This is a genomic window from Sphingomonas sp. BL-S-30 (genome assembly GCF_055521475.1).
In genome coordinates this window covers 127,906-148,782 of the sequence record NZ_CM145481.1, presented here as the reverse complement: position 1 = coordinate 148,782, position 20,877 = coordinate 127,906, and the positions used below count along the sequence as shown (strand labels likewise).

The window sequence follows — 20,877 nt, the reverse complement described above, 5'->3', positions numbered from 1 at the left end:
TGTCACCATGACCGGCCTTCGAAAATGCCATGGCGGGTATAATGTACCAGCGGATCCATCCGAGATTGGGCAACATCTGGATGTTTCGAGAGATATGCCGCTGCGTCAAACATACCCGACGCCTCAACCCTGGCAAGCAGCCGGCGGGCCCGCTCTTTGGCCGGCAGCAGCGCCCACCACCGTGGAAATCGTCGCTGCAGGTCGTAAAGGTCCCGCAGCCATTCGACGCGCCCCTGCAAATGGCTAACGCGCTGCGCCTCTTCCGCAACCATGTTCGTCAATTGCGCGATCTCTCCATGCTGTCTCGCGACATCGGCTAACGCCGCTTCGCTTGCGGTTTCGACCAAGGGATCGGTAGCGGTGGGCGAGGAAATGGATGCCAGCCCGGACGGGGCGTCTGGTGGTGGTGCGGTAGCGGCTACGCGTTCGGCAGAATCTGCCCGTTCAATAGCAGCGCGCAGTGCAGCTTCCAGTTCCGACTGCAGTCTGACCAAATACGCCACTTCGCCCTCGTATCGAGCCAAACGGCCCAGGTGGTCGCGCTGGTTCAGCGTGAGCTTGTCCAGTTCCTCCTCCTGGCGGGCAATCAGGTTTTGTGCCTGCGTCTCCCGGAGAGTGGTTTCCTTGGCGGCCCATCCGGCTTCTAGTATCCGCACCTCGGCTGCCAGGACGGCCTCTGCCTGTTGGCGCGATCGCCTTTCCATCTCGGCGGAATGGAGATCAAGGGCGTCACAGCGGGCACGTGTGCGGTCGAGCTCGCTACGCAGCAGTTCGTTCGTGCGCCGCTCGACAGTGACGTCCGCCCAAGCCTGCCGCGCCTCTTCCTGGCGCTGGATAAGAGCGCTTTCCGATTGGGAAAGGCGGTCCTTCAGGGTGCCGATCGTCTCGGCCGCCTGTTCTTGCTGACGCGCGAGATTATCTTCGTATGCGACAACTGCCTCGGACGCCTTGGCGAGTTGGTCGCGCAGCGCCTCCACCTCACTCTGAGCCAGTGCCAGCTGCGTGCCAAAACGTTCCTGATCGTGCGCGCGAAGAGCTTCCGTCTCGCCCTGGATTTGCACGATACGAGCCGCCAGTCGTCCTTGCTCCTCTTCCCCAGCCATCTGCAGCGACACTGCCGAATCCCGATCCGCTGCGGCTTCCTCCAGAACCCGCTTCAGTGCTGCACATTCGTCGCGCGCCAATTCAGCTGCGTGCTCGGCCGCGGCGAGGCCTTGGCTCGCGGCCTCACGACCCTGTACTGCCGAATCCCGATCCGCTGCGACTTCCTCCAGAACCCGCTTCAGTGCCGCACATTCGTCGCGCGCCAATTCAGCTGCGTGCTCGGCCGCGGCGAGGCCTTGGCTCGCGGCCTCACGACCCTGTACTGCCGAATCCCGATCCGCTGCGGCTTCCTCCAGAACCCGCTTCAGTGCTGCACATTCGGCGCGCGCCAATTCAGCTGCGTGCTCGGCCGCGGCGAGACCTTGGCTCGCGGCCTCATGACGCTGTTCAGCCTGCGACAACTCCTGAGCCAGTCGGGCGACGTCCTCCTCCAATCGCTGACGCTGCCGGACTCCCTCCCCGACACCGTCACCGCGCACCGTACCTTGCGTTATCAACTGGGCGAAAGTCGGCGCCGAGGCATCGAAGTCACCGCGGATGCTGTCCAAGCGGGCGCGATCCTCACCGTCCTCGCCCTGTTTGCACCACTTTGTCAGAATGGCATAAGTGTCACGTACCCAAACCGGCGTACGCGGGCCGAGCGCGATCTTCTCGTTATATTCCTGATGCCGAGCATGAGGCGTCAAGAAGGCATCTATTTCCGAGGCTGTCAGTACCGACTTGCGGGGCCAGGTGATTCCGGTCGCGTTTCCCATCTCTTCTGCGACCGTGCTCCAGTCGCTCAACAGATCCTCATAGCTGAACACAAAGCGCGGCAGGTCACGGCTTGCAAATTCGGCGTCGAGCACGTTGCGCAGCCAAACCAGCAAGCCGTGCCCTGGCGCGGATCCATCTCGTGCCGCCAGCGATTCGGCCACTTCGACCGGGTTTCGCACCGGAATGGCCACCACCGGCCGAACATCGAGCACCGTCAGCGCTTCCAGCCACAACGGCAATAGGCGGCAAATTCTCGGGTCCTTGAGAACGAACAGTGACGATTCACCGTATTCCTCACGCAATGCATCTACCGCGCGATCAAGGAATTCTTCGCGCAATACCGAGCCATTCCAGTCGTTGCTCAGCGAGAGCCAGTCGTCCCAGCGGCTGCCGGCTGACGCCAGTAATTGGTCGTTGAGTGTGGTGACGACATTCGATTCCCAATGACCGAGCGCGTTCCCCTCGCTGGCAGCCATCAGATCTCTGGGCAACGCGCATCCGAGCAAGTTGGCCACACGGGCAAAGGCGCTGGTGCCAGATCGGTGTGCACCCAGCACGACGATGCAGGTTCGACGGCGGCCTGCTGCTTTCGTGGCCTTGCGATCCGCAACCGATCGTGGCCCGCGGCTGCTCGGCACCTCCGGCCTGGAATGTGTCGTGTTCAGAACCACCTCACCTTAATCTTCGCCACCGAAGCTTGGCCGCGCGTTGCTTGGCCGCACGTTCGAGCAACCTGCAGGCGCGACGCCCAGCGCCCGCGATTACACGGCGCGTGCGACTTCACGCCGCCGAGTCCGCCCTATGTCAACAACGGAGATGCCGGCCCCCACATTACTGAGGCGCGTATGAACCATCTTCACTTCAACCTCAAGGACCATACCCTCTGAAATGTCAGGCGGAATGCCTTTTTGCAACGAGGCACCGCTCGTCTCGATCGGCAGCGCAAAGTGATTGAACGTCACCATATCGCCGGTCTTCGCCACCGGTTTCTCCGACGCTATAAGAGCTGGATGTTCTTATATTCTCCGAGCCGGAAATTTGAATTAGAGTCTTGATTAGAAAGGAATTTTAGCAAAATAGGCGTCACAAAATGGCTAACTTGCCAGCAACGATCGCACCGCCATATTCCTCGATTTGACGCGTTTGATTTTGGGCTAGAACCGAAAGTCAGGCGGCGATCGCCTGAGGAAACAGCGCGCGCAGCGGCGAGGCAAAAGCCTGACCAACAGCTTGACGCTGCAACCGAGGGTCAGGCAAGGCGATGGAGATTAGGTACGGGGTGGTCATGGCCAATTTGATGCAGCATCTTCTCGCGCGGGCGAATCGCGCGCATTCGGTGCGATCATACAACGCGCTGGTCGCGCGGTTCCGACGACAGTATCGCGGCGATTATGACATGGCGATGATCGCCTCCATCGGCGCATTGTCGGCGTCTGAATTTGAACGGCAGGGCGATGGCCACGTAGCGGTGCTGCAGCATCACGGCCTGCGGGACGGAATGTCGATCTACGATCTTGGCTGCGGTTCTGGGCGCACCGCAATGGCGCTGCAACGATCGGGCTGGCAGGGGCAATACAAGGGCGCCGATATCGTCAAGCCGCTCGTCCAGTATTTACGGTCCAAATGCCCCGGCTACGATGCGGTAGTGCACCGGCAGCTGACTATCGCGGCACCGGATGCGTCGATCGATATGGTTTTCCATTGGTCTGTATTTACCCATCTTTATCCGGAAGAATGCTTCCTCTACATGGAAGACACCTTCCGTGCCCTGAAACCCGGTGGCATCTTGGTATTTTCTTTTCTTGAACTTGAAGATTCCAAGCACCACGCAGTCTTTCAGAGCCGGCTGGGCCGTTTTCGTAAATTTGGCTGGTCCGATACGCTGGATGTGTTCCTGCACCGCGACTGGATACGCTTCTGGGCGCAATCGATCGGTTTTGAGGATATTTCCTTCACTGACGGCACTGACGGAACCAATCATCCCCAGTTCTGGCAAGCTCTGGCGTCAATGAAAAAGCCAGCCTGACGCCCCGGGGTCTGGCGCCGCCTCTGGCGGCATCGTTGCGACCTCCAGATCAATGCCATCCCGACGCCAATCTTCCCGGTTCCGAACATGTCCGACGGTCGTGTCCGGTTGGTGGTGTAGCTCGGCGGTAGCGGAGCTGACGGGCCGCTCGCCGTGCAGTACCGTTCTTCCAGCTCGATCGCGACGAATCCCGCCTCGAGGTGAACCGCGTTCTGGCAAAATCGGTGAAGACGGCGCTATTGGACGCGCGGCTCAAATCATACCGGCCAGCACTGCGACACAGCGCACCCGCGAAAATTCGGCTCTCATATAGAAGGATTCGAAAGGCCTTCTGCAGCAGGCCGGGATTTCCCTCGTGGAAGGAATGGTGCCGCTTACAGGACTCGAACCTGTGACCCCCGCATTACGAATGCGATGCTCTACCAACTGAGCTAAAGCGGCATATCCCGGTGCGGCCCGTGGACGGGCGTTCGCGAGGGGGCGGCGCTTATCATCTGGTTCGGCGGCTGACAAGCGCTCACGCCAGCGAGCGGTCGCCGCTTTACACAAGATTTACCACATCCGGTGCACACCGCCTGGGTAACGGGCTGGGACAAGCCCTGAAGGGTGGCAATCGCATGGATAAGGTCCGCGGTTTCGAAGACGGTCGTGGGCCCGGGCGCGAACCCGATTCGGCGGCGGGGTACCTCGGGCATCCGCGACCCGAAATCGGCACCGACGAGCGGCGCCTGCATGTCCGCGCTTATCATCGTTGGGTCTCGCTGCTGCGCGGTCGCGCCTGTCCGTCGATCGAGGATCTCGATGCCGCGACGATCGCCGATTTCGGCCCGCACAGCGTGCTGCTCGATGTCGCGGGCGGCGTCGCCGATCCGGCGATCGTCTGGGTCGGCCGGCGCCTGCGCGAGGAATGCGGGCTCGACCAGGACCTCGCGCACATCGCCGCGATACCCGACCGATCACTGCTGTCGCGCCTGACCGACCAGTATCGCCGGATCATCGCCGATCGCGCGCCGATCGACTTCGAGGAGGAGTTCGTCGACTGGCGCGGTCACGATACGCTGTGCCGCGGCGTCCTGATGCCCTTTTCGTCGGGCGGGAGGTCGGTCGACTATATCTATGGCGTGATCAGCTGGAAGCAGCTGGTCGACGCCGGCACCCAGGCGATGCTGGATGCCGAGCTCGGCGCCGCGCGCGGCGCGGTCGCCGGGCCGTTCGCGACGGCCATGGCCTGGCCGGGCGACGCGGAAGAGCGGGTCGGCCGCGGGATCGGGTCGAGGGCCCCGGCCGGTCGCCTGGCCGAGCAGCTGCTGCGCGCGCGACAGGCCGCGGCGGCGGTCGGCGACAGACGGACGGGCGGCACGCTCCACCACGCGCTGGGCCTGGCGCATGACGTCGCGCTCGCCGCCGATGCCGATCCCGCGGCCTATGCGCTGCTGCTCGAGCGTGCCGGGATCGCGGTTCAGCTGCGCGCGCCGATGATGCCGGTGGTGATGCTCGTATTCGGCGCCGATGGCGACAGGACGCGGCTTGCCGACTATGCCGCGATCCTCTCCCATGCCCGCCGCCTCGGCGTAGCCCCGGGGGGTCTGGCGGCGTTCCTCGACGGGTTCGAGGGCGGGATCAGGGGCGTGATCAGGGCCGAGCGCCGGGCGACGAAACCGGCATCCGCCCGGCCGGTCGCCGCGCGGTCGCGCCGCGGCGACATGGTCTCGCTCAGCTGATCGCCGGCGGATCGCTCGCCGGGAAACTCTCCTCCAATGCTTCGTCGAGCTGCTCGTCGAGGTGGCGCGCCCGCGCCGAGCCGCCGAGCCAGCGCGCCAGGTTGGTCACGTAGAGCCGCGCCGAGCGCAGCGCCTCGGGGGTCGCGACCAGGCTTCCGCCGGGCGGCTCGCTGACGAAGCTCGGCGCGCCGAGCGCCACGTCCCAATTGTAATCGACGAAATGATGGAAGGTCGATTGCGCGACCGCCGGGCCGGCGCCGCCCTGCGGCTCGAACGCCACCGCGATCGCGAACTCGGCCCCGGTCACCTTGCTGCGTCCGGTGGCGATGACGCGCGCGCTGGGATCGTCAGACGGCGCGGAGACATCACCTTCATGTGGATGCGCCGGCAGATAGCGCAGATGGCCGTCCGGCGACTCGGGATCGGCGAGCAGCGGATGGACCGGCGCCACCGGCACGATCTCCTGATAATCGCCGTTCGCGCCCGAATGGAAATTCGGCCACAGGATGCTCGTCGTATAGGGATCGTCGACCGCCTGGCGCGCCGGATCGGGATCGACATTGTGCGTGTGGAAATGATGCGCCGCACCGACCCCGCCCAGGTCGCAGACCGAGGAGCCCAGGTCCATATGATCGCGCGAGACGAGCAGCCCGCCGCCGGCGGCGCGAAAGCGGCTGATCGCCGCGCATTCGGCCGCGTTCAGCCCGTCGCCGACATCGACCGCGAACAGCCAGAGCTGGTCGAAATCGCTCTCGTCGATCCGCGCCAGCACGGGATCGTCGGTGCCGGGCGGGGCGGCGCGGTCGCGCGCGGTCACCTCGTAGAGCGGCGCGCCGTCATAGTCCCGCGCGCGCTCGAGCAGGTCGCGCAGCACGGAGAAGCGCGCGATGCTCCAGTCGTCCTCGGCGGGTTCGATCGTCGTCTGCAACAGGATGCGAAGGGGGGTCGTCACTGGCTCGCTCCTCGGTGGATCGGCGGAGGCCAGCAGCCCCCGCCCAGGGCGAAGATAGGATGCACGATCCGCATTTCATCCTGCACCAAGGTGTTAATTGACGCTGGCAACACGCTGTCCCTAGGCGCACCCTGCCGTGCCGACGACAGTCGTGGGCATCGAGTCGGGAAAAACGGGGCAAGAAAGACAGGGACGTGGCGGAATATGTCTTCAAGCCGCACGAACGGCCGACCCTGCCGGGCTCCCCGGCCAATCCCGATCATCCCGCGCGCCGGCGTGTCCTCTATTTCCTGATCGGCTGCCTGGTCGGCCTGACCGGCGGGCTCGGCAATGCGCTGGTCACGGTCAATCTGAACTTCGCGCAAGGCACGCTGGGCCTCAACAGCGACGAGAGCGCCTGGCTGACCGGCGCCTATTTCATGACCAACATCACGGCGAACCTGTTGCTGGTGAAATACCGCCAGCAATTCGGGCTGCAGCCGTTCATCCGCTACACGCTCGGCGCCTATGCCGCGATCACGCTGCTGCACCTGTTCGTCCATGGCTTCTGGACCTCGGTCGCGGTGCGCGCGGTGAGCGGGGTCGCGGCGAGCGGCCTCTCCACGCTCACCATCCTCTATTTCTTCCAGGCGATGCCTGCGCCGAAACGGCTGGCGGCGGTGATGATCGGCATTTCCATCCCGCAGCTCGCCGCGCCGCTCGCGCGGGTCTTCTCGCCGCGGCTGCTCGAATGGGGCGACTGGCACAATCTCTACTGGTTCGAATTCGGCCTGGCGCTGGCGACCCTGTCCGCGGTGATGAGCCTGCCGCTGCCGCCGAGCGAGCGCGAGAAAGTGTTCGAGCCGCTCGACTTCCTCACCTTCGGCCTGCTCGCGCCGGGGCTGTGGCTGCTGATCGCGGTGCTGTCCGAAGGCCGCATCGAATGGTGGACGGAGCGGGCCTGGATGGGCTGGGCGCTCGCCGCCAGCATCGCGCTGATCGCGGGCGCGCTGATCGTCGAGCATCGCCGCGCCAACCCGCTGATCAACACCCGCTGGCTCGCGACGCGCGAAGTGGTGCGGCTGATGGCGGTGGCGGCGTCGGTGCGCGTGCTGCTGTCGGAACAGGCCTATGGCTCGGTCGGGCTGCTCACCGTTCTCGGCATGATCAACGACCAGATGGTGGTGCTGAACGTGATCGTCGTGCTCGCCTCGATTGCCGGGCTCGTCACCGCCGTCCTGACCTTCCGCCCCGACAATGTCGCCCGCCCGATCACCATCGCGGTCGTGCTGATCGTCATCGCGTCCTTCATGGATGCCGATGCGAACAACCTGACGCGGCCGAGCAGCTTCTACCTCAGCCAGGCGCTGATCGGCTTCGCTTCCCTGCTGTTCCTGGCGCAGGCGATGGTCATCGGCATCGCGCGCACGCTGCTGGCCGGCGGGCGCAACTTCATCAGCTTCGTCGTGCTGTTCAGCATCAGCCAGAGCATCGGCGGGCTGGTCGGCAACGCGCTGCTCGGCACGTTCCAGGTGGTGCGCGAGAAATATCATTCGCATGAGCTGGTCCAGCGCATCGTGATGACCGATCCGCTGGTCGCGGCGCGGGTGCGCGCGGGCGGCGGCGCGGTGACGGGCGTGGTCGGCGACCCGGCGCTGCGCAGCGCGGAAGGCGCCGCCATCCTGGCGCAGCAGGTCGCGCGCGAGGCGAACATCCTCGCCTTCAACGACGTGTTCCTGCTGGTCGGGGTGCTCGCGATCTTCGTGGCGCTGTGGGGCTATGCGATCCGCTGGTCGATCCGGCGGCGGGGGGAAAAATCGCCGGTCGTGCTGCTGCAACAGGCAATGCTGAAGGCACAAGAGGCACAGGCGCAACAGGGGCAATGAGATGACCGACACCGAAACGAAAGCGCCACCACCCGAAGCCGCGCCCGCCGCGGCGCTGCCCGCGGAAGCGGCGCCCAGCGCGTGGCGCCCGGCCACCAAGTCCACCCCGGTGATCGTGGTGATCCTGGTGGTGGCGATCGCCGCGATCCTGACCATCCTCTACGCCTGGCGCCTGCCGCCCTTTGCCGGCTGGAGCGAGCGGACCGACAATGCCTATGTCCGCGGCCGGGTGACGATCATCAGCCCGCAGGTCAGCGGTTATGTCACCGAAGTGCCGGTGCAGGATTTCGCCGAGGTGAAGGCGGGCCAGGTGCTCGCGACGATCGACGACCGCATCTATCGCGCGCGCGTCGCCCAGGCCGAGGCGAACGTCGCCGCGCAACAGGCCGCGCTCGCCAATTCGAGCCAGGCGCAGCGATCGCGCGAGGTCGCGATCCAGAGCCAGGACGCCGGCATCGCCAATGCCAGCGCCCAGCTGGTCCGCGCCCAGGCCGACATGAAGCGCGCCCAGGCGCTGGTCGCCGATGGCTCCATCTCGACCCGCGAATTCGACCAGACCCGCGCGACCCTGCTCGCCGCCGAGGCGGGGGTGCGCCAGGCCCAGGCGAGCCGGTCGATCGGCACGCAGGACGTGCGCACCGTGATGGTCGGGCGCGGCGGGCTGGAGGCGTCGGTCGAGGCGGCGAGGGCACAGCTTCGCCTCGCCCAGATCGACCTCGACAACACCATCATCCGCGCGCCCGAGGCGGGCCAGCTGTCCGAGATCGGGGTGCGGCGCGGCGCCTATGTGACGGCGGGCACGCAATTGCTGTTCCTCGTGCCCCACAATGTGTGGGTCGTCGCCAATTACAAGGAAGCGCAGACGCGCGACATGGCGATCGGCCAGAGCGCTCGGTTCAAGGTCGATGCGCTGGGCAATGCGGCGCTGACCGGTCATGTCGAGAACATGGCGCCGGCCGCCGGATCCGAATTCGCGGTGCTGAAATCGGACAATGCGACGGGCAATTTCGTGAAGGTGGCGCAGCGCATCGCGGTGCGCATCCGCATCGACCCGAACCAGCCGCTCGCGGCGCGGCTGCGCCCCGGCATGTCGGTCGAGCTGAGCATCGACACGCGCGGCGGCAAGCGCCCATGATGCGCCCCTCCCCCCTGATCGCCCCCCTCGCGCTGCTGCTGCTCGCCGCCTGCGCCGGCCCGGCGGTGGAGACGGCGCGCGTCGCCCCGCTCGCCCCGCCGCCCGCCTGGCGCACCGATGCGGGGCCCGTCGCCCCGCTGGACCGCGCCTGGTGGCAGGCGTTCGGCGATCCCGTGCTCACCGCGCTGGTCGAGAAGGCGCTGGCCAACAATCCGGACATCGCCATCGCCGCCGGCCGCATCCGCGAGGCGCGCGCCAATCTCGCCCTTGCCCGGTCGCAGATGCTGCCGGCGATCGATGCCGGGCTCAGCGGCGGCCGATCGCGCTCGGTCAACGCGTTCGGCCAGCCGGTCGAACAGAATGCGGCGCAGCCCCAGCTCCAGGCAAGCTACGAGATCGACCTGTTCGGCCGCCTCGCCGACCAGCGCGCCGCCGCGCGCGACGCCTGGCTGGCGAGCGAAGCGGCGCGCGACACCGTCCGGCTCTCGGTCGCGGCGGCGACGGCGAGCGGCTATGTCACCCTGCGCGGGCTCGACGCGCGGCTCGAGGTCGCCCGCTCCACGCTTGCCGCGCGCACCGAGTCGCTGCGCATCGCCCGGTCGCGCGTCGGGCGGGGCTATTCGCCCAAGCTCGAGCTGCAACAGGCCGAGGCCGAATATGAGGCGACCGCGCAGATCATCCCCCAGATCCAGCTCGGCATCGCCCGCACCGAGGATGTGCTCAGCACCCTCACCGGCGAGACGCCCCAGGCCATCGCGCGCGGCCTGGCGCTCGACGCGCTGGCCGAGCCCGCCATCCCGGCCGGCCTGCCGTCCGAGCTGCTGCGCCGCCGCCCCGATGTGGCGCAGGCCGAATATCAGCTCGCCGCGACCGACAAATCGCTGGCCGCCGCGCGGAAACGCTTCCTGCCCCAAATTCGGCTCACCGCCGCGGCGGGCGCGGCCTTTTCCACCTTGCTGCAGGACCCGATCACCATCTGGTCGCTCGGCGGCAGCATACTCGCGCCGATCTTCGAGGGCGGGCGGCTGACCGCCCAGGCCGAGGCGGCGGGGGCGCAGCGCGACCAGGCCGCCTTCGCCTATCGCCGCGCCGCGCTGACCGCGTTCCGCGAAGTGGAGGACGCGCTGGCCGCGGCTGCCCGGCTCGACGAACAGGCCGCCTCCGCCCGGCGCCAGCGCGACGCGCTGGCCGAGGGGCTGCGCCTCGCCACGAACCGGTACCGCGAGGGCTATTCGCCCTATCTCGAACAGCTCGACGCGCAGCGCGGGCTGCTCGGCGCGCAGCTCTCGCTGCTCCAGGTCCGCACTGACGCGCTGACCGCGCGCATCCAGCTCTACCAGGCGATGGGCGGCGGCTGGTCGATGTGCCTGCCCGATGCCGCGACCTGCGACCCGGCCAGGCTGAACCCGACCCCCTGAGCCCCGACCCCCTGAGCCCCGACCCCCTGCCCCTCGTCGCGCGCGGTTCATCTTCGCGGCGCTATCGGGGGCCGAACCGAGATTGGAGACACCATGGTTTCGTTCCCGAAGATCGCCCTGGCCGCAGCCCTGCTGAGCCTTGGCGCCTGCGCCGCCCCCGGCACCCCGCCCGCGACCGCAACCCCGCCTGCCGCCGAGACGATCGCCGTCTCGGTCGGCCCGTGCTTCGGCTTCTGCCCGGTCTATAGCGTCGCGGTGAGCCCGGCCGGCACGGTGACCTTCACCGGCGAGCGCCACACCGCCGAGCTGGGCGTGAAGACCCGCGAGGCCGGCCCGGCCAGCTACCGCGCGCTCGCCGCCGCGCTCGCGGCCTATCGTCCCGCCACCGGCACGACCGCCGACACCCAGTGCGACACGCGGATCAGCGACCAGTCGCACACCCGCATCACCTGGACCGCGCCCGATGCCGGCGTGACGACCCTGCAGCACGACAAAGGCTGCCGCTCCGCCGCCAACGACCGGCTCAACGCGCTGCTGCAGGACCTGCCGGCGCGGCTGGGCATCGAGCCCTGGACGCGCCAGACGACCCGGCCGGGGGTGTCGCGGGGGTGATGGCGTTGCAGCGAAGATCTGGCCGTGATGTGCGCCGGGATCGGTGCGGTATGGCGTAGTATCTAAGTAGATCAACGATGCGCGCTGCCGGAGGCCGGCAACTAATCGCGGAATTATGCGACCCACCTGCGAGAGGGGCGAAATCGAGCGATTCTTGCGGCCTGCGCGCGATTTAGGCGCGGGTCTGCACTGGCGCGTATCGTAATGCTTCACCGGTACGGACGGCGCGATTCGATCGGATGCGAGTTCGACTGTCATTTTACTCGCCGAATTCCGCGAGGGGTATCAGTTTTGCTTGGCGCTTTACTTGCCGGGGAAATGAACATCGCTGGCTCTCCGAGCGCCTTTATGGCGCTGCGGGGAGTTCAGCAGAAATGCGGGAGTCAGTGAATCGACGCGGCGATTTGGAATCAGGCGGTTTGCGTCAAAACCCGCAGATTTCCTTTCCCACCGGCTGACCGAAATCGACCTCCTCCGGGAATGTCTCCGGCGTCATCCCGGCGACGAGAGCATCCAGATTATAGGAGGGCGTTGAAGCCGGGTCGATAACGATCCGACCATCATCCTCGCGCGACACTTTCTCAATCGCTGGGGACAGATTGGTACCTGTGCCAGCCTCAGTCGCGTGTTTCAAACGCCTGCCCATGTCAAAAATCATAGCAGGAATCTCGCCGCATGTCACCGTGGGAAGGGCCGGGGAATCAGGACGTCAGTGGTCAAGCAATCCTGACGACTGGCTGTCACGCCGTGACGCGCGTTATGGTCCGTTACCGGGCGTTAGGGCGCTGCGTCACACGTTACGGGCGCGCCATTTCGGCCACAACTGATTCAACAGACTCGCGAATCGCCCCATAGCGCGCCGCCCGGCCGGGTTGGTTCGATACTCTGGCGGCCGGGCGAAGCGCGCTACCAGAAGGGGTCCGATCAGAGCGCAACCCGAGTCCGCAAGGCAGAGCGGGGATCGGCGGGGCGGGAATGCCTCGCAAGCAACTGCCGATCGCTCCGCCATTCCCGGCACGAGCGAGCACGCGAAGCGACGGGTGGCTCCAAAGGTCATGCGGTCGGAAGCGGGCGGGACTGCCTCTGCCGGAGCGGCGGGGGTAGTTGTCCTATGCCCGCTTCGCTCCGGGTTCACCAAAGATCAGGCGGGCCCAACGCGGGGCGCTTCCGACGTCATTCGTAGCTGATAAGCCGCCACTCCACACCCTTGCCAAAGGAGTGAAAGCGACTCCCCTTTTCGTACCGGTGCGTCGTGGTCGGCACGGCACCCACTTTCCAAATGCCGGTTTCGGGACAGATTTCGCCAGCACGCCCAGTGGTTCCGATAGGCATCCTCATTGGACCTTCTCCGGCGACGGATTGTCGGACATTGCCCCAGGGAGCAACCTCCAGGCGTTGGGGCCTGGAGGCTCCGCGAGGCGATCGGCCCTGATGGTGCCGCGAAGCCACCAGGACCAACCGGAAGGGCCAGGCCGTTGGCGCGGCCTCGCCTTCATCTGTTGTTCTACCCCGCTTTGTATGCCGGCTTGGCAGAGTCAGTTTCCAACGGATAATGTCTGTCAGAATCGGGCAAATGTCGATCGCTCAGCCATTCCCGGCACAGGCGGGCACGAGACGCGACGGTGGCGCCAAACGTCATGCGGTCGAAGCGGGCGGGTTGCCTCTGCCTAGTGGCGGGGCCTGTCCTATGCCCGGTTGATCAAAGATCAGGCGGTCCTGCCTTTTGAGGGGCGCCCCCTCCATACCTGGCGGACCACCGCTAAAAATGCACTGTCACCGGTCTCCACAGGTATCCCACCGGTATCCTCACCGTTTTTCGCACGAAATCCTGTAGCCGCCTTTCGATAACCCTTGACGTTTCCACCGAACGATGACTCAACGCGCAATACATCGCGCTTGGAGGCATAATGGATGTGATCGCTGCCCCAGAACCCGATGAATGCGAGTCGGTAACGCTGCTTGATTGGTTAGGCGATCGTCGCCCTTTCCATCTATCGACTAACGCCGGAAGCGAACTCGTTGCGTTCCAGTCATGGCGCAATTTTAAGGAGGCTTTCGCACCTGAGCTAATCGCGCAAGCTTTTGAAGAAACTGCTATTGCGCTTGAGCGGCCTATCAGAAGTTCAATCGACCCCTTCGGCGGATCGGGAACAACCGCTCTTTCGAGTCAGTTCCTGGCTGCCAAACCGTTCACGATCGAGGTTAATCCCTACCTCGCGGATCTAATCGAAGCGAAGCTCGCGTCGTACAATCCGGACGCGTTGCGTACAGATCTCGATGCCGTTTTTCGGAGGTACGCTCCCTACCAAGGCGAGGATCCGTTTCCGGGGGCACCGCCAACGTTTGTCGAACCTGGCGTCAAAGGCCGTTATATATTTTCTCGTGCTGTGGCCAACAGCATCGCCGGCTTTCGGGCAGCGATAGCCAAGATTAGAAATCCGACGAACCGCCGTTTGCTTCGCGTGGTTTTGGCCTCATTGACAGTTCCGGTGAGTAATGTCGTAATCAGCGGCAAAGGCAGACGATACCGTCGCGGTTGGACCAATCGCCTGATTACGGCTGAGACGGTTGTTGCGATGTTTCGTCAGGCTTCCGAACAAGCGATTGGCGACATCCTTCGCTATCGCAAGCGGCTATGCTTGGATTTTGAGCTTGCCCGAGGGGATTGCCGCGAGCTCATCCCCGTGGACCGCACCTTCGATGTTGCGATTTTCTCGCCACCCTATCCGAACTCCTTCGACTATACGGACGTGTATAATGTCGAACTTTGGGCATGCGGCTATCTGACCGCCGGCAGTGACAACAGGACATTGCGCCTCAAAACACTTAGAAGCCATGTCCAGATTTCACGATCCTTCGGCGCCGCGAATATGGAATCGGAAACGCTCAAACGTGTTTCACTAGAGCTTCAAGCGGTCCGAGCCGAACTTTGGAATAAGTCGATTCCAGACATGGTGGTCGCTTATTTCGACGATATGGTTACGGTTCTGTCAAAGCTTCATACTTCACTCGTCCATCATGGCAGGGCATATCTCGTTGTAGGTGACAGCCTTTATCACGGCGTCTACGTCCCAGTCGCCAAGATCTTAACTGAACTCGCTGAAACTATTGGCTTCGATAAGGTATCAGAGGAGCCTTTTCGCTCGATGCGAGCCTCTCCTCAGCAGGGTGGCAAAAAGGAACTGGTTGAAACACTCCTCGTATTTTCGAAATCAGATTAAATTACTCATACCGTGTGGGGCTCCGCAAACATACGCACTGGAAGTGCGAAATCCGTACGCTGCACATGATAATCGGGATTATAGGCAATGCCACGATCACGATAATAGAGACCGTCAGCTTGTGTGATTGTCAACTGACCTTCCACCAATCCCCGACGTCTCGCATCGAAGACGACTAGATACCCACGCGTACGCAAACCTGCGGCAGTTTCAGCATCGCCATCAAGGTATTCACTCAACTGTTTAGCGCCCGCTCTAGCGCGGGCATCTCGATACGGAGTGGTCAACCTGCCCTCTTCGTCGACAGAATCTCCTACCCACTTGATCTCGATGATCGCGCGATGAGTCGTGTCGGCCCAAGTTATTTTTATGTCCACGGGGTGGCTCTCATCGACGATCTGCTCGGGCCGTACCTCAGCATCGGGGAAGGCATCCCGCAGATATTGATGGAGAGATCTTCTCATGACTTCTTCGGGCTTCGCGCGAAGGAAGAGGCGATTATCATCCGCCCAAATTCCATCGGCCTCATGCGCGAGGATGAAGCAAACAGTCTTGCGAACTACCTCACTGGCGTATCTGGTGAGCGCAGCATCAAGGCCAGAAAATGTCGGGCGCGCGAAAATACTTGCCATCGCCGCCGGCGAGGGGTTGCGGATTGTGAAGGTCTCGCCCTCAACATACACTCGTTCAGTTCGATCGTGGTAGGAGTAGACGACCGCCTCAGCTGACAAAGCAATCGGATCGACCAAACTGTCTCGAATCTCCAACCGCCCGTTTGCTAAAGCCTCTACGGAATGATTTCCTGCGAGTTGGTGCTGAACCATTTGGCCCGCCGGGATAGTATGGGTTGGCTGGCCCAAGACCACCACGGGCAGCTTGCCAGCGGGCCGAGCGTAAACGATCAAATTTCCTGCGTACAATGAGGGATCGATATCCCTGTATATCCGGCGAATGGCGCTAACGAGCTGCCGAAGAGCATCCACGCCAGACGATCCGAAATGCCTCTGGACGTGAGGGATATACATGGCCTCAGCGATTTCACGCATCGCATCCATATCGATCTCGAAAGTCACGCTACAGCATTCCCGTTCGCCGACGAAACCGGCTGCCTTGCCGAGTAGCTCATCCAGAGCATTGAAGGAGTAAGTAAATCTTCTGCCGCAGCTCCGACTACCTGCCGTACTGCCCTGATTTGCTCATAGAGCAAGCTTTGCGCGCTATTGTTGAGAAGCGGGCGCCCACCTTCTTGTAACGCAGCACTCTTCGATGTCGGCTCTGCATCGATGCCGGCGGCGAGCGTTGAAGCCGGAAGAAACAACGCGCTGTCGCAGGCCGGAATCAGGACACGCTCACGAGCGGCTAGGCGACCTGCGAGGAACGGTCGAAGGCGGTCGCTGCTATTGGAATTTTCAGCAAAACGGCCATTCACGCTGATACGCATCAGCGATTGCTCTGAAAGCCAATCCATAGCTGCGTTGACGTCTCCACTGAATGGCGCGCCAAAATCGGACCGAATAAAGAGGTACCCCCAGTCAGCCAAAGGCTGTCCGTCATAGAGCCCAAGCAAACATGCCAGATAGGCAACCCGCTGCACCTCGAAGCGGCTTACCCCACCGAGTTCGGGAGCCATCCTGCGAATGATTGTCACCGCATCGAAAAAGGCTTCTGGGCTGATCTTCATGATCCGCCCCCCTGAGATTGTTCGAGAGCATCCGAAATCTCGCCATAGGCGTCATGGAAGAGCTGGCTGGCGTTCTGCTGGACGTCTGAAAGTTCAGTCCAGCCAGTCATTTGGGATAATGCCATACGCTCCGCGCCGCATTTTCTGGCAAGGGTCTTCAAGAGAAGCGACGTATTGATATTAGCAGTCATCAGGATGTTGTGGCCGCTTTTCACGAAGTTCGCGAACATTTCCCCGGCGCGATCCTCATAGGCGATATCGAGCGACCCTTCTGGGGTATCGATGAAAAGTGTCGCCCGATCTGTTTCCCGCGACATCTGCTGCGCCAACGACATACGAAGAGCGATGTCGATAAAGAAACGCTGACTTTCCGAAAGTTCTTGTGGATCTTGCCGCGCATCACCATCGAGCTCTATCGCAAGGCGCAGTTCTGTAGGTGCGGTTTCAAGGAGGCCGACAGTGAGGTCAATACCAAGGAACAACTCAGCGAGTTCACGAAAACGAGGAACAAACTCCTTCTCAGTGGAAGCGTACCTGCTCTCCAAGCGGTCTTGCAATTCCCTGTATTGCAACCGCAATTCATCCCTACGTCGATAGTGACTATCGCGGACACCAATTGAATCCGCATAACTGTCATTCAGGCTTTCAATCGTCTTTTCAAGCTTAGCATTGCCAAGATTGCGATGCTCTCGCAAGGCATCAGCTACCGAGGAATTCGCCTCTTCAAACTTAGAAAGCGCGGCTCGGGCTTCAATTACCGCATTGCGTTGGCCCTGGTGCTCGCGTTCCAAGCGAGACCGTGCCGCCTCCGCCTCATCAAGCTCACCCTTCGCAATGGTGAGTTTGTCATCCAGCGCCCTGAGTTCTTGTTCTATTTCGAGCGTATCATGGCCTTCAGAAGTCAGATCGCTTTCACAAAGCGGACAGACATGACGTCTGATCTTCGCTTCAATCGTCGAAACAATTTGCGGGCCAATGTGATGACAAATGGCGCATTCGCCGCCGGAAAGCGACCCAACAATGGCCGGATGCGCCGCCGCGTTCACTGGTCCAGTGAGCATACGGTTAAATGCGTCTGAATAAGCGGCTCGCTGTGTGGCGAAAACCGCAGTCGCTCGCGCAAATTTTAGTTCCGCCTCGTTTAGGCGCGCTTCGGCTCGTTCGGAAGTGCCTACAGCCGCATTCAAAGCATCTTGAAGTTGCACGTGCTCGCGCGCCAGCGCGTCAAAATCTGCGTCGAGGCCCACTCCGCCAAGCTCTTCTCGCAAAATTTGGATACGTTTGCGCGTATTGTTTGCTTGATACTGAGCATTGCGCGCCCGGCTATCTTCCTGATCCGCCTCACGCTTGAGAGCATCGGCCTGAGCCGCATCTTCGGGGTCACCGCCGAACGTTAGAAACAAGACTTGTGACGATGCGCGATCATCCCAAAAAAGAAGATGCCTACTTTCATCGAACGTGAAGACAAAATGCTGAAGAAAAATAAATTGATCAAAATTCTTCAAACCAATCGCGTCGGCGAGCAGGCGCTTGTATTCTTCGGCGCGCTGGTAAGAAGCCAGCGCGGATCCGTCAAAAAAATCGTCTCCATTTTTCGTAACTTGGAGGCGACTCAAGTTTTGGCTGGCAAAGAGGCCCCGTGTTGCCACAAATTTGAACTCGCCTACGTCGAACTCCAACGTAACGGAGGCCAAATCCCTATCTTTCTCGTCGATACGCCCATCAAAATAATGCTGAGTAAAGCGGTGCGCTTCAGCCACATACCGTTCGGCAGACAGGAACTTTCTAGCCGGATCAGGCACATAGCCCGTCAACCCATAATTCACCGTCGATAGGAAGGTCGATTTCCCAATACCGTTAGCGCCGGCGAGGCAATGAACGCCATCTTGAAGATGAAGTGAAATGTTTGGCTGTAGCTTATATAAAGAAAAGTTGCTGAGAGTTACCCGACGAATTCGCGGAAACGCGAAACGCATTGCCAGAGGCACTCCGCCGCTTTGTCCGCTGGACATAATCGCCAAACGTGCCCCTTTTGCTTCAACTGCAGTCCTTCTGCTGATTGGAGTGCCCTTTGGCAACCTACATATCTGTCGACTGGGCCAGATTGAGCGCAGGGTGATTCCGGTGCAGCAGTAGGATAAGCCCAACGCCTCCCAAGGGCGGTCACTCCAGACCCAAGCGATGCTCAGTCTAACGATCTTTCGGCAGGCAATTCGCAGTTCTTAGCTTTAAATCCCAGCCGTCGATTCAAACCTTACCCAGAATCCCCCACAAAGCGCCTCATGCCAAGAGGACGCCCTACCACCTATCGCCCCGCCTATGCCGATATCGCGCGCAAGGCCTATGCCAATGGATCGGTCGCCGAGGAGGTGGCCGATTTGCTGGAGATCGACATCTCCACCTTCTACCGATGGCGCAGCACGCACACGGACTTCGCCGAGGCGTGCACCACCGGCAAGAGCCTGGCCGACGAGCATGTGGTGAATTCGCTCCACCAGCGGGCGTGCGGCTATGACTATACCGCCGAGCGCGCCTTCATGTTCGCGAGCTGGAGCGAGCCGAAGGTCGCGAGATTCCGGCGGCGCGTGCTCGCCGACCCGCAGGCGGCGCTGCAATGGCTGCGCCGCCGCCGGCCCGAGGAGTGGCGCATTCCGATCGAGGAGCGCGACGCGGACGAGCTGGGCGAGATTATCCTGCAGGCCTTTGCCCGCGTGGGAAAGACACCCGATTATGACTGACCCCAAACCCCTGTCGCGCCGCGCGCTCGTCAACGAGATGAAGAAGCTGGCGCATGATCCCGTCCGGTACGCCGAGTTCGCCTTTCGCTGGGGCGAAGGCCCGCTCGCCAGCGTCACCGGCCCGCGCGCGTGGCAGCGCGAGGTGATGGAGACGATCGGCGCGCACCTGTCCAACCCCGCCACGCGGCACATGCCGTGCCGCATCGCCCGCGCCTCCGGCCACGGCATCGGCAAATCGGCGCTGATCGCGATGCTGATCAAATGGGGCCTCGACACCGGCATCGACACGCGCATCGTCGCCACCGCCAATACCGAGGTGCAGCTGCTGACCAAGACCGCGCCGGAGATCGTCAAATGGCACAACCTGTCGATCACCAGGGACTGGTTCAGCGCGACCGCGACGTCGCTCGTCTCCACCGTGGCCGGGCACGACAAGAGCTGGCGGTCCGATCTCGTCACCTGGAGCGTCGCCAATACCGAGGCATTCGCCGGGCTGCACAACCAGGGCAAGCGCATCATCCTGATCTTCGACGAAGCATCGGGCATAGCGCCGAAAGTGTGGGAAGTGGCGCTGGGCGCGCTGACCGACGAGGGGACCGAGATCATCTTCCTCGCCTTCGGCAACCCGACGCACAATACCGGCCCTTTTCGTGATTGTTTCGGGCGGCACCGGCATTTGTGGAACGGGCGGCAGATCGATAGCCGCTCGGTCGAGGGGGTCAACCGCGCCTATCTCGACGAGCTGGTCGCGACCTATGGCGAGGACAGCGACGTGGTGCGGGTGCGGGTGCGCGGGCAGTTCCCGTCCAACTCCTCGATGCAGTTCATCGGGCATGATCTGGTCGCGGCGGCGCGGGCGCGCGAATTGTTCGGCGGGGTGACCTGGGATCCGGTGATCTTCGGGCTGGATTGCGCGCGCTTCGGCGACGATCATTCGACCCTCGCCATCCGCTGCGGGCGGGATGCGCGGACGCGGCCGTGGAAACGCTGGCACGGGGTGGATGCGATGACGCTCGCGGGCGACGTCGCGCTGCAGGTGCAGGGCTTCCATCCCGATGCGATCTTCGTCGACGCCGGCAATATCGGCGGCGCGGTGGTCGACCGGCTGCGCCAGCTCGGCGTGCCCAACGTGCATGAGGTGTGGTTCGGCGGCAAGGGGCGCGAGGCGATCTGGGCCGGCGAGATGCGGGTGAAGTGCGCCAACAAGCGTTCCGAGATGTGGACCAACATGCGCGGCTGGCTGTCTGGCGGGGCGATCCCCGACGAGGAGGCGCTGGCGGCCGACCTGACTGGGGTCGAATATGGCTATGCCGCGGACCAGGTGTCGATCCTGCTGGAGAAGAAGGAGCATATGAAGGCGCGCGGGCTCGGCTCCCCCGACGATGCCGACGCGCTGGCGCTGACCTTCGCCGAACCCGTGCTGCACCGCGACCCGAGCTGGCTGGACCCGTCGCGCTACGGCGTGACGGAGCAAAGGCGGAGCCGGGACGAGGAGGAGGATCTCTACCGCGACCTGGACGACGGCTACGATCTCTACCGCGAGCTGCGGGAGGACTATTACTAACTCCTCCCCGACACGGGGAGGGGGACCATTCGCTTCTTCAGCGAATGGTGGAGGGGGCTCTCCACAGCCGTACCGTTTGCGGAA

General features: G+C 63.1%; 16 protein-coding genes and 1 tRNA gene. 9 read left to right on the top strand and 8 right to left on the bottom strand.

Annotated elements, in window-relative coordinates:
- Nucleotides 1–2: 2 nt before the first annotated feature.
- Complete coding sequence (locus ACZ1I5_RS00595; RefSeq protein WP_465171807.1) at nt 3–2,336, bottom strand: hypothetical protein; 2,334 nt, start codon at nt 2,334–2,336, stop codon at nt 3–5.
- Nucleotides 2,337–2,621: 285 nt separating this feature from the next.
- A complete protein-coding gene (locus ACZ1I5_RS00590) occupies nt 2,622–2,843 on the bottom strand; it encodes a hypothetical protein (protein WP_465171806.1) in 222 nt (73 codons plus the stop codon).
- Between the two features lie 302 nt (nt 2,844–3,145).
- On the opposite strand from ACZ1I5_RS00590, the gene ACZ1I5_RS00585 reads away from it, so the two are divergent.
- Nucleotides 3,146–3,886: a class I SAM-dependent methyltransferase gene (locus ACZ1I5_RS00585; protein ID WP_465171805.1), complete on the top strand. Its 741-nt coding sequence runs from the start codon at nt 3,146–3,148 to the stop codon at nt 3,884–3,886.
- 365 nt (nt 3,887–4,251) lie between these two features.
- Here the strand turns inward: ACZ1I5_RS00585 and ACZ1I5_RS00580 are convergent.
- Nucleotides 4,252–4,327, bottom strand: a tRNA-Thr gene (locus ACZ1I5_RS00580).
- Between the two features lie 176 nt (nt 4,328–4,503).
- Between ACZ1I5_RS00580 and ACZ1I5_RS00575 the strand changes: the two genes are divergently transcribed.
- Nucleotides 4,504–5,607 (top strand): PAS domain-containing protein, encoded by a 1,104-nt coding sequence (locus ACZ1I5_RS00575; RefSeq protein ID WP_465171804.1) that lies wholly within the window; start codon nt 4,504–4,506, stop codon nt 5,605–5,607.
- Here ACZ1I5_RS00575 and ACZ1I5_RS00570 read toward each other — a convergent pair.
- Nucleotides 5,600–6,559, bottom strand: coding sequence for a hypothetical protein (locus tag ACZ1I5_RS00570; protein WP_465171803.1), 960 nt, complete (start codon nt 6,557–6,559; stop codon nt 5,600–5,602). The genes ACZ1I5_RS00575 and ACZ1I5_RS00570 overlap by 8 nt on opposite strands.
- Before the next feature lie 194 nt (nt 6,560–6,753).
- On the opposite strand from ACZ1I5_RS00570, the gene ACZ1I5_RS00565 reads away from it, so the two are divergent.
- The 4 genes from ACZ1I5_RS00565 (at nt 6,754) to ACZ1I5_RS00550 (ending at nt 11,589) form a co-directional block, all read left to right on the top strand.
- Nucleotides 6,754–8,424, top strand: coding sequence for an MFS transporter (locus ACZ1I5_RS00565; RefSeq protein WP_465171802.1), 1,671 nt, complete (start codon nt 6,754–6,756; stop codon nt 8,422–8,424).
- A gap of 1 nt (nt 8,425) precedes the next feature.
- Nucleotides 8,426–9,559 carry an HlyD family secretion protein gene (locus ACZ1I5_RS00560; RefSeq protein WP_465171801.1) on the top strand — a complete coding sequence of 378 codons (1,134 nt, stop codon included), beginning with the start codon at nt 8,426–8,428 and terminating at the stop codon, nt 9,557–9,559.
- Entirely contained in the window at nt 9,559–10,977 is a 1,419-nt protein-coding gene (locus ACZ1I5_RS00555) for an efflux transporter outer membrane subunit (protein WP_465171800.1), read from the top strand. The genes ACZ1I5_RS00560 and ACZ1I5_RS00555 overlap by 1 nt, the downstream gene beginning before the upstream one ends.
- A gap of 93 nt (nt 10,978–11,070) precedes the next feature.
- A complete protein-coding gene (locus ACZ1I5_RS00550) occupies nt 11,071–11,589 on the top strand; it encodes a DUF6438 domain-containing protein (RefSeq protein WP_465171799.1) in 519 nt (172 codons plus the stop codon).
- Between the two features lie 424 nt (nt 11,590–12,013).
- Here ACZ1I5_RS00550 and ACZ1I5_RS00545 read toward each other — a convergent pair whose 3' ends face one another.
- Complete coding sequence (locus ACZ1I5_RS00545) at nt 12,014–12,247, bottom strand: AbrB/MazE/SpoVT family DNA-binding domain-containing protein (protein WP_465171798.1); 234 nt, start codon at nt 12,245–12,247, stop codon at nt 12,014–12,016.
- A 1,249-nt stretch (nt 12,248–13,496) separates the two neighbouring features.
- Here ACZ1I5_RS00545 and ACZ1I5_RS00540 point away from each other — a divergent pair.
- Nucleotides 13,497–14,810, top strand: a complete 1,314-nt coding sequence (locus ACZ1I5_RS00540) for a hypothetical protein (RefSeq protein WP_465171797.1) — start codon at nt 13,497–13,499, stop codon at nt 14,808–14,810.
- 5 nt (nt 14,811–14,815) lie between these two features.
- Here the strand turns inward: ACZ1I5_RS00540 and ACZ1I5_RS00535 are convergent, their stop codons facing one another.
- From ACZ1I5_RS00535 to ACZ1I5_RS00525, 3 genes are read right to left on the bottom strand one after another with little or no spacing between them, the layout of a single operon-like run.
- Nucleotides 14,816–15,883, bottom strand: coding sequence for a hypothetical protein (locus tag ACZ1I5_RS00535; protein ID WP_465171796.1), 1,068 nt, complete (start codon nt 15,881–15,883; stop codon nt 14,816–14,818).
- The gene (locus ACZ1I5_RS00530; RefSeq protein ID WP_465171795.1) at nt 15,880–16,491 is read right to left on the bottom strand and encodes a hypothetical protein; all 612 of its coding nucleotides are present in this window, start codon (nt 16,489–16,491) and stop codon (nt 15,880–15,882) included. The genes ACZ1I5_RS00535 and ACZ1I5_RS00530 overlap by 4 nt, the downstream gene beginning before the upstream one ends.
- Nucleotides 16,488–18,467 carry an AAA family ATPase gene (locus tag ACZ1I5_RS00525; RefSeq protein ID WP_465171794.1) on the bottom strand — a complete coding sequence of 660 codons (1,980 nt, stop codon included), beginning with the start codon at nt 18,465–18,467 and terminating at the stop codon, nt 16,488–16,490. Before ACZ1I5_RS00525 ends, ACZ1I5_RS00530 begins: the two co-directional genes overlap by 4 nt.
- A gap of 306 nt (nt 18,468–18,773) precedes the next feature.
- On the opposite strand from ACZ1I5_RS00525, the gene ACZ1I5_RS00520 reads away from it, so the two are divergent.
- Together ACZ1I5_RS00520 and ACZ1I5_RS00515 are read left to right on the top strand one after the other, a co-directional pair.
- Nucleotides 18,774–19,229 carry a hypothetical protein gene (locus ACZ1I5_RS00520; protein ID WP_465171793.1) on the top strand — a complete coding sequence of 152 codons (456 nt, stop codon included), beginning with the start codon at nt 18,774–18,776 and terminating at the stop codon, nt 19,227–19,229.
- Entirely contained in the window at nt 19,222–20,793 is a 1,572-nt protein-coding gene (locus tag ACZ1I5_RS00515; RefSeq protein ID WP_465171792.1) for a terminase, read from the top strand. The genes ACZ1I5_RS00520 and ACZ1I5_RS00515 overlap by 8 nt, the downstream gene beginning before the upstream one ends.
- Nucleotides 20,794–20,877: the final 84 nt, after the last annotated feature.

Excerpts from the sequence above, each read along its gene's own strand:
- ACZ1I5_RS00545 (WP_465171798.1), bottom strand. The coding sequence starts at position 12,247 with ATGATTTTTGACATGGGCAGGCGTTTGAAACACGCGACTGAGGCTGGC.
- ACZ1I5_RS00525 (WP_465171794.1), bottom strand. The coding sequence starts at position 18,467 with ATGCGTTTCGCGTTTCCGCGAATTCGTCGGGTAACTCTCAGCAACTTT.
- ACZ1I5_RS00595 (WP_465171807.1), bottom strand. The coding sequence starts at position 2,336 with ATGGCTGCCAGCGAGGGGAACGCGCTCGGTCATTGGGAATCGAATGTC.
- ACZ1I5_RS00550 (WP_465171799.1), top strand. The coding sequence starts at position 11,071 with ATGGTTTCGTTCCCGAAGATCGCCCTGGCCGCAGCCCTGCTGAGCCTT.
- ACZ1I5_RS00515 (WP_465171792.1), top strand. The coding sequence starts at position 19,222 with ATGACTGACCCCAAACCCCTGTCGCGCCGCGCGCTCGTCAACGAGATG.
- ACZ1I5_RS00585 (WP_465171805.1), top strand. The coding sequence starts at position 3,146 with ATGGCCAATTTGATGCAGCATCTTCTCGCGCGGGCGAATCGCGCGCAT.
- ACZ1I5_RS00530 (WP_465171795.1), bottom strand. The coding sequence starts at position 16,491 with ATGAAGATCAGCCCAGAAGCCTTTTTCGATGCGGTGACAATCATTCGC.
- ACZ1I5_RS00575 (WP_465171804.1), top strand. The coding sequence starts at position 4,504 with ATGGATAAGGTCCGCGGTTTCGAAGACGGTCGTGGGCCCGGGCGCGAA.
- ACZ1I5_RS00520 (WP_465171793.1), top strand. The coding sequence starts at position 18,774 with ATGCCAAGAGGACGCCCTACCACCTATCGCCCCGCCTATGCCGATATC.
- ACZ1I5_RS00560 (WP_465171801.1), top strand. The coding sequence starts at position 8,426 with ATGACCGACACCGAAACGAAAGCGCCACCACCCGAAGCCGCGCCCGCC.
- ACZ1I5_RS00555 (WP_465171800.1), top strand. The coding sequence starts at position 9,559 with ATGCGCCCCTCCCCCCTGATCGCCCCCCTCGCGCTGCTGCTGCTCGCC.
- ACZ1I5_RS00540 (WP_465171797.1), top strand. The coding sequence starts at position 13,497 with ATGGATGTGATCGCTGCCCCAGAACCCGATGAATGCGAGTCGGTAACG.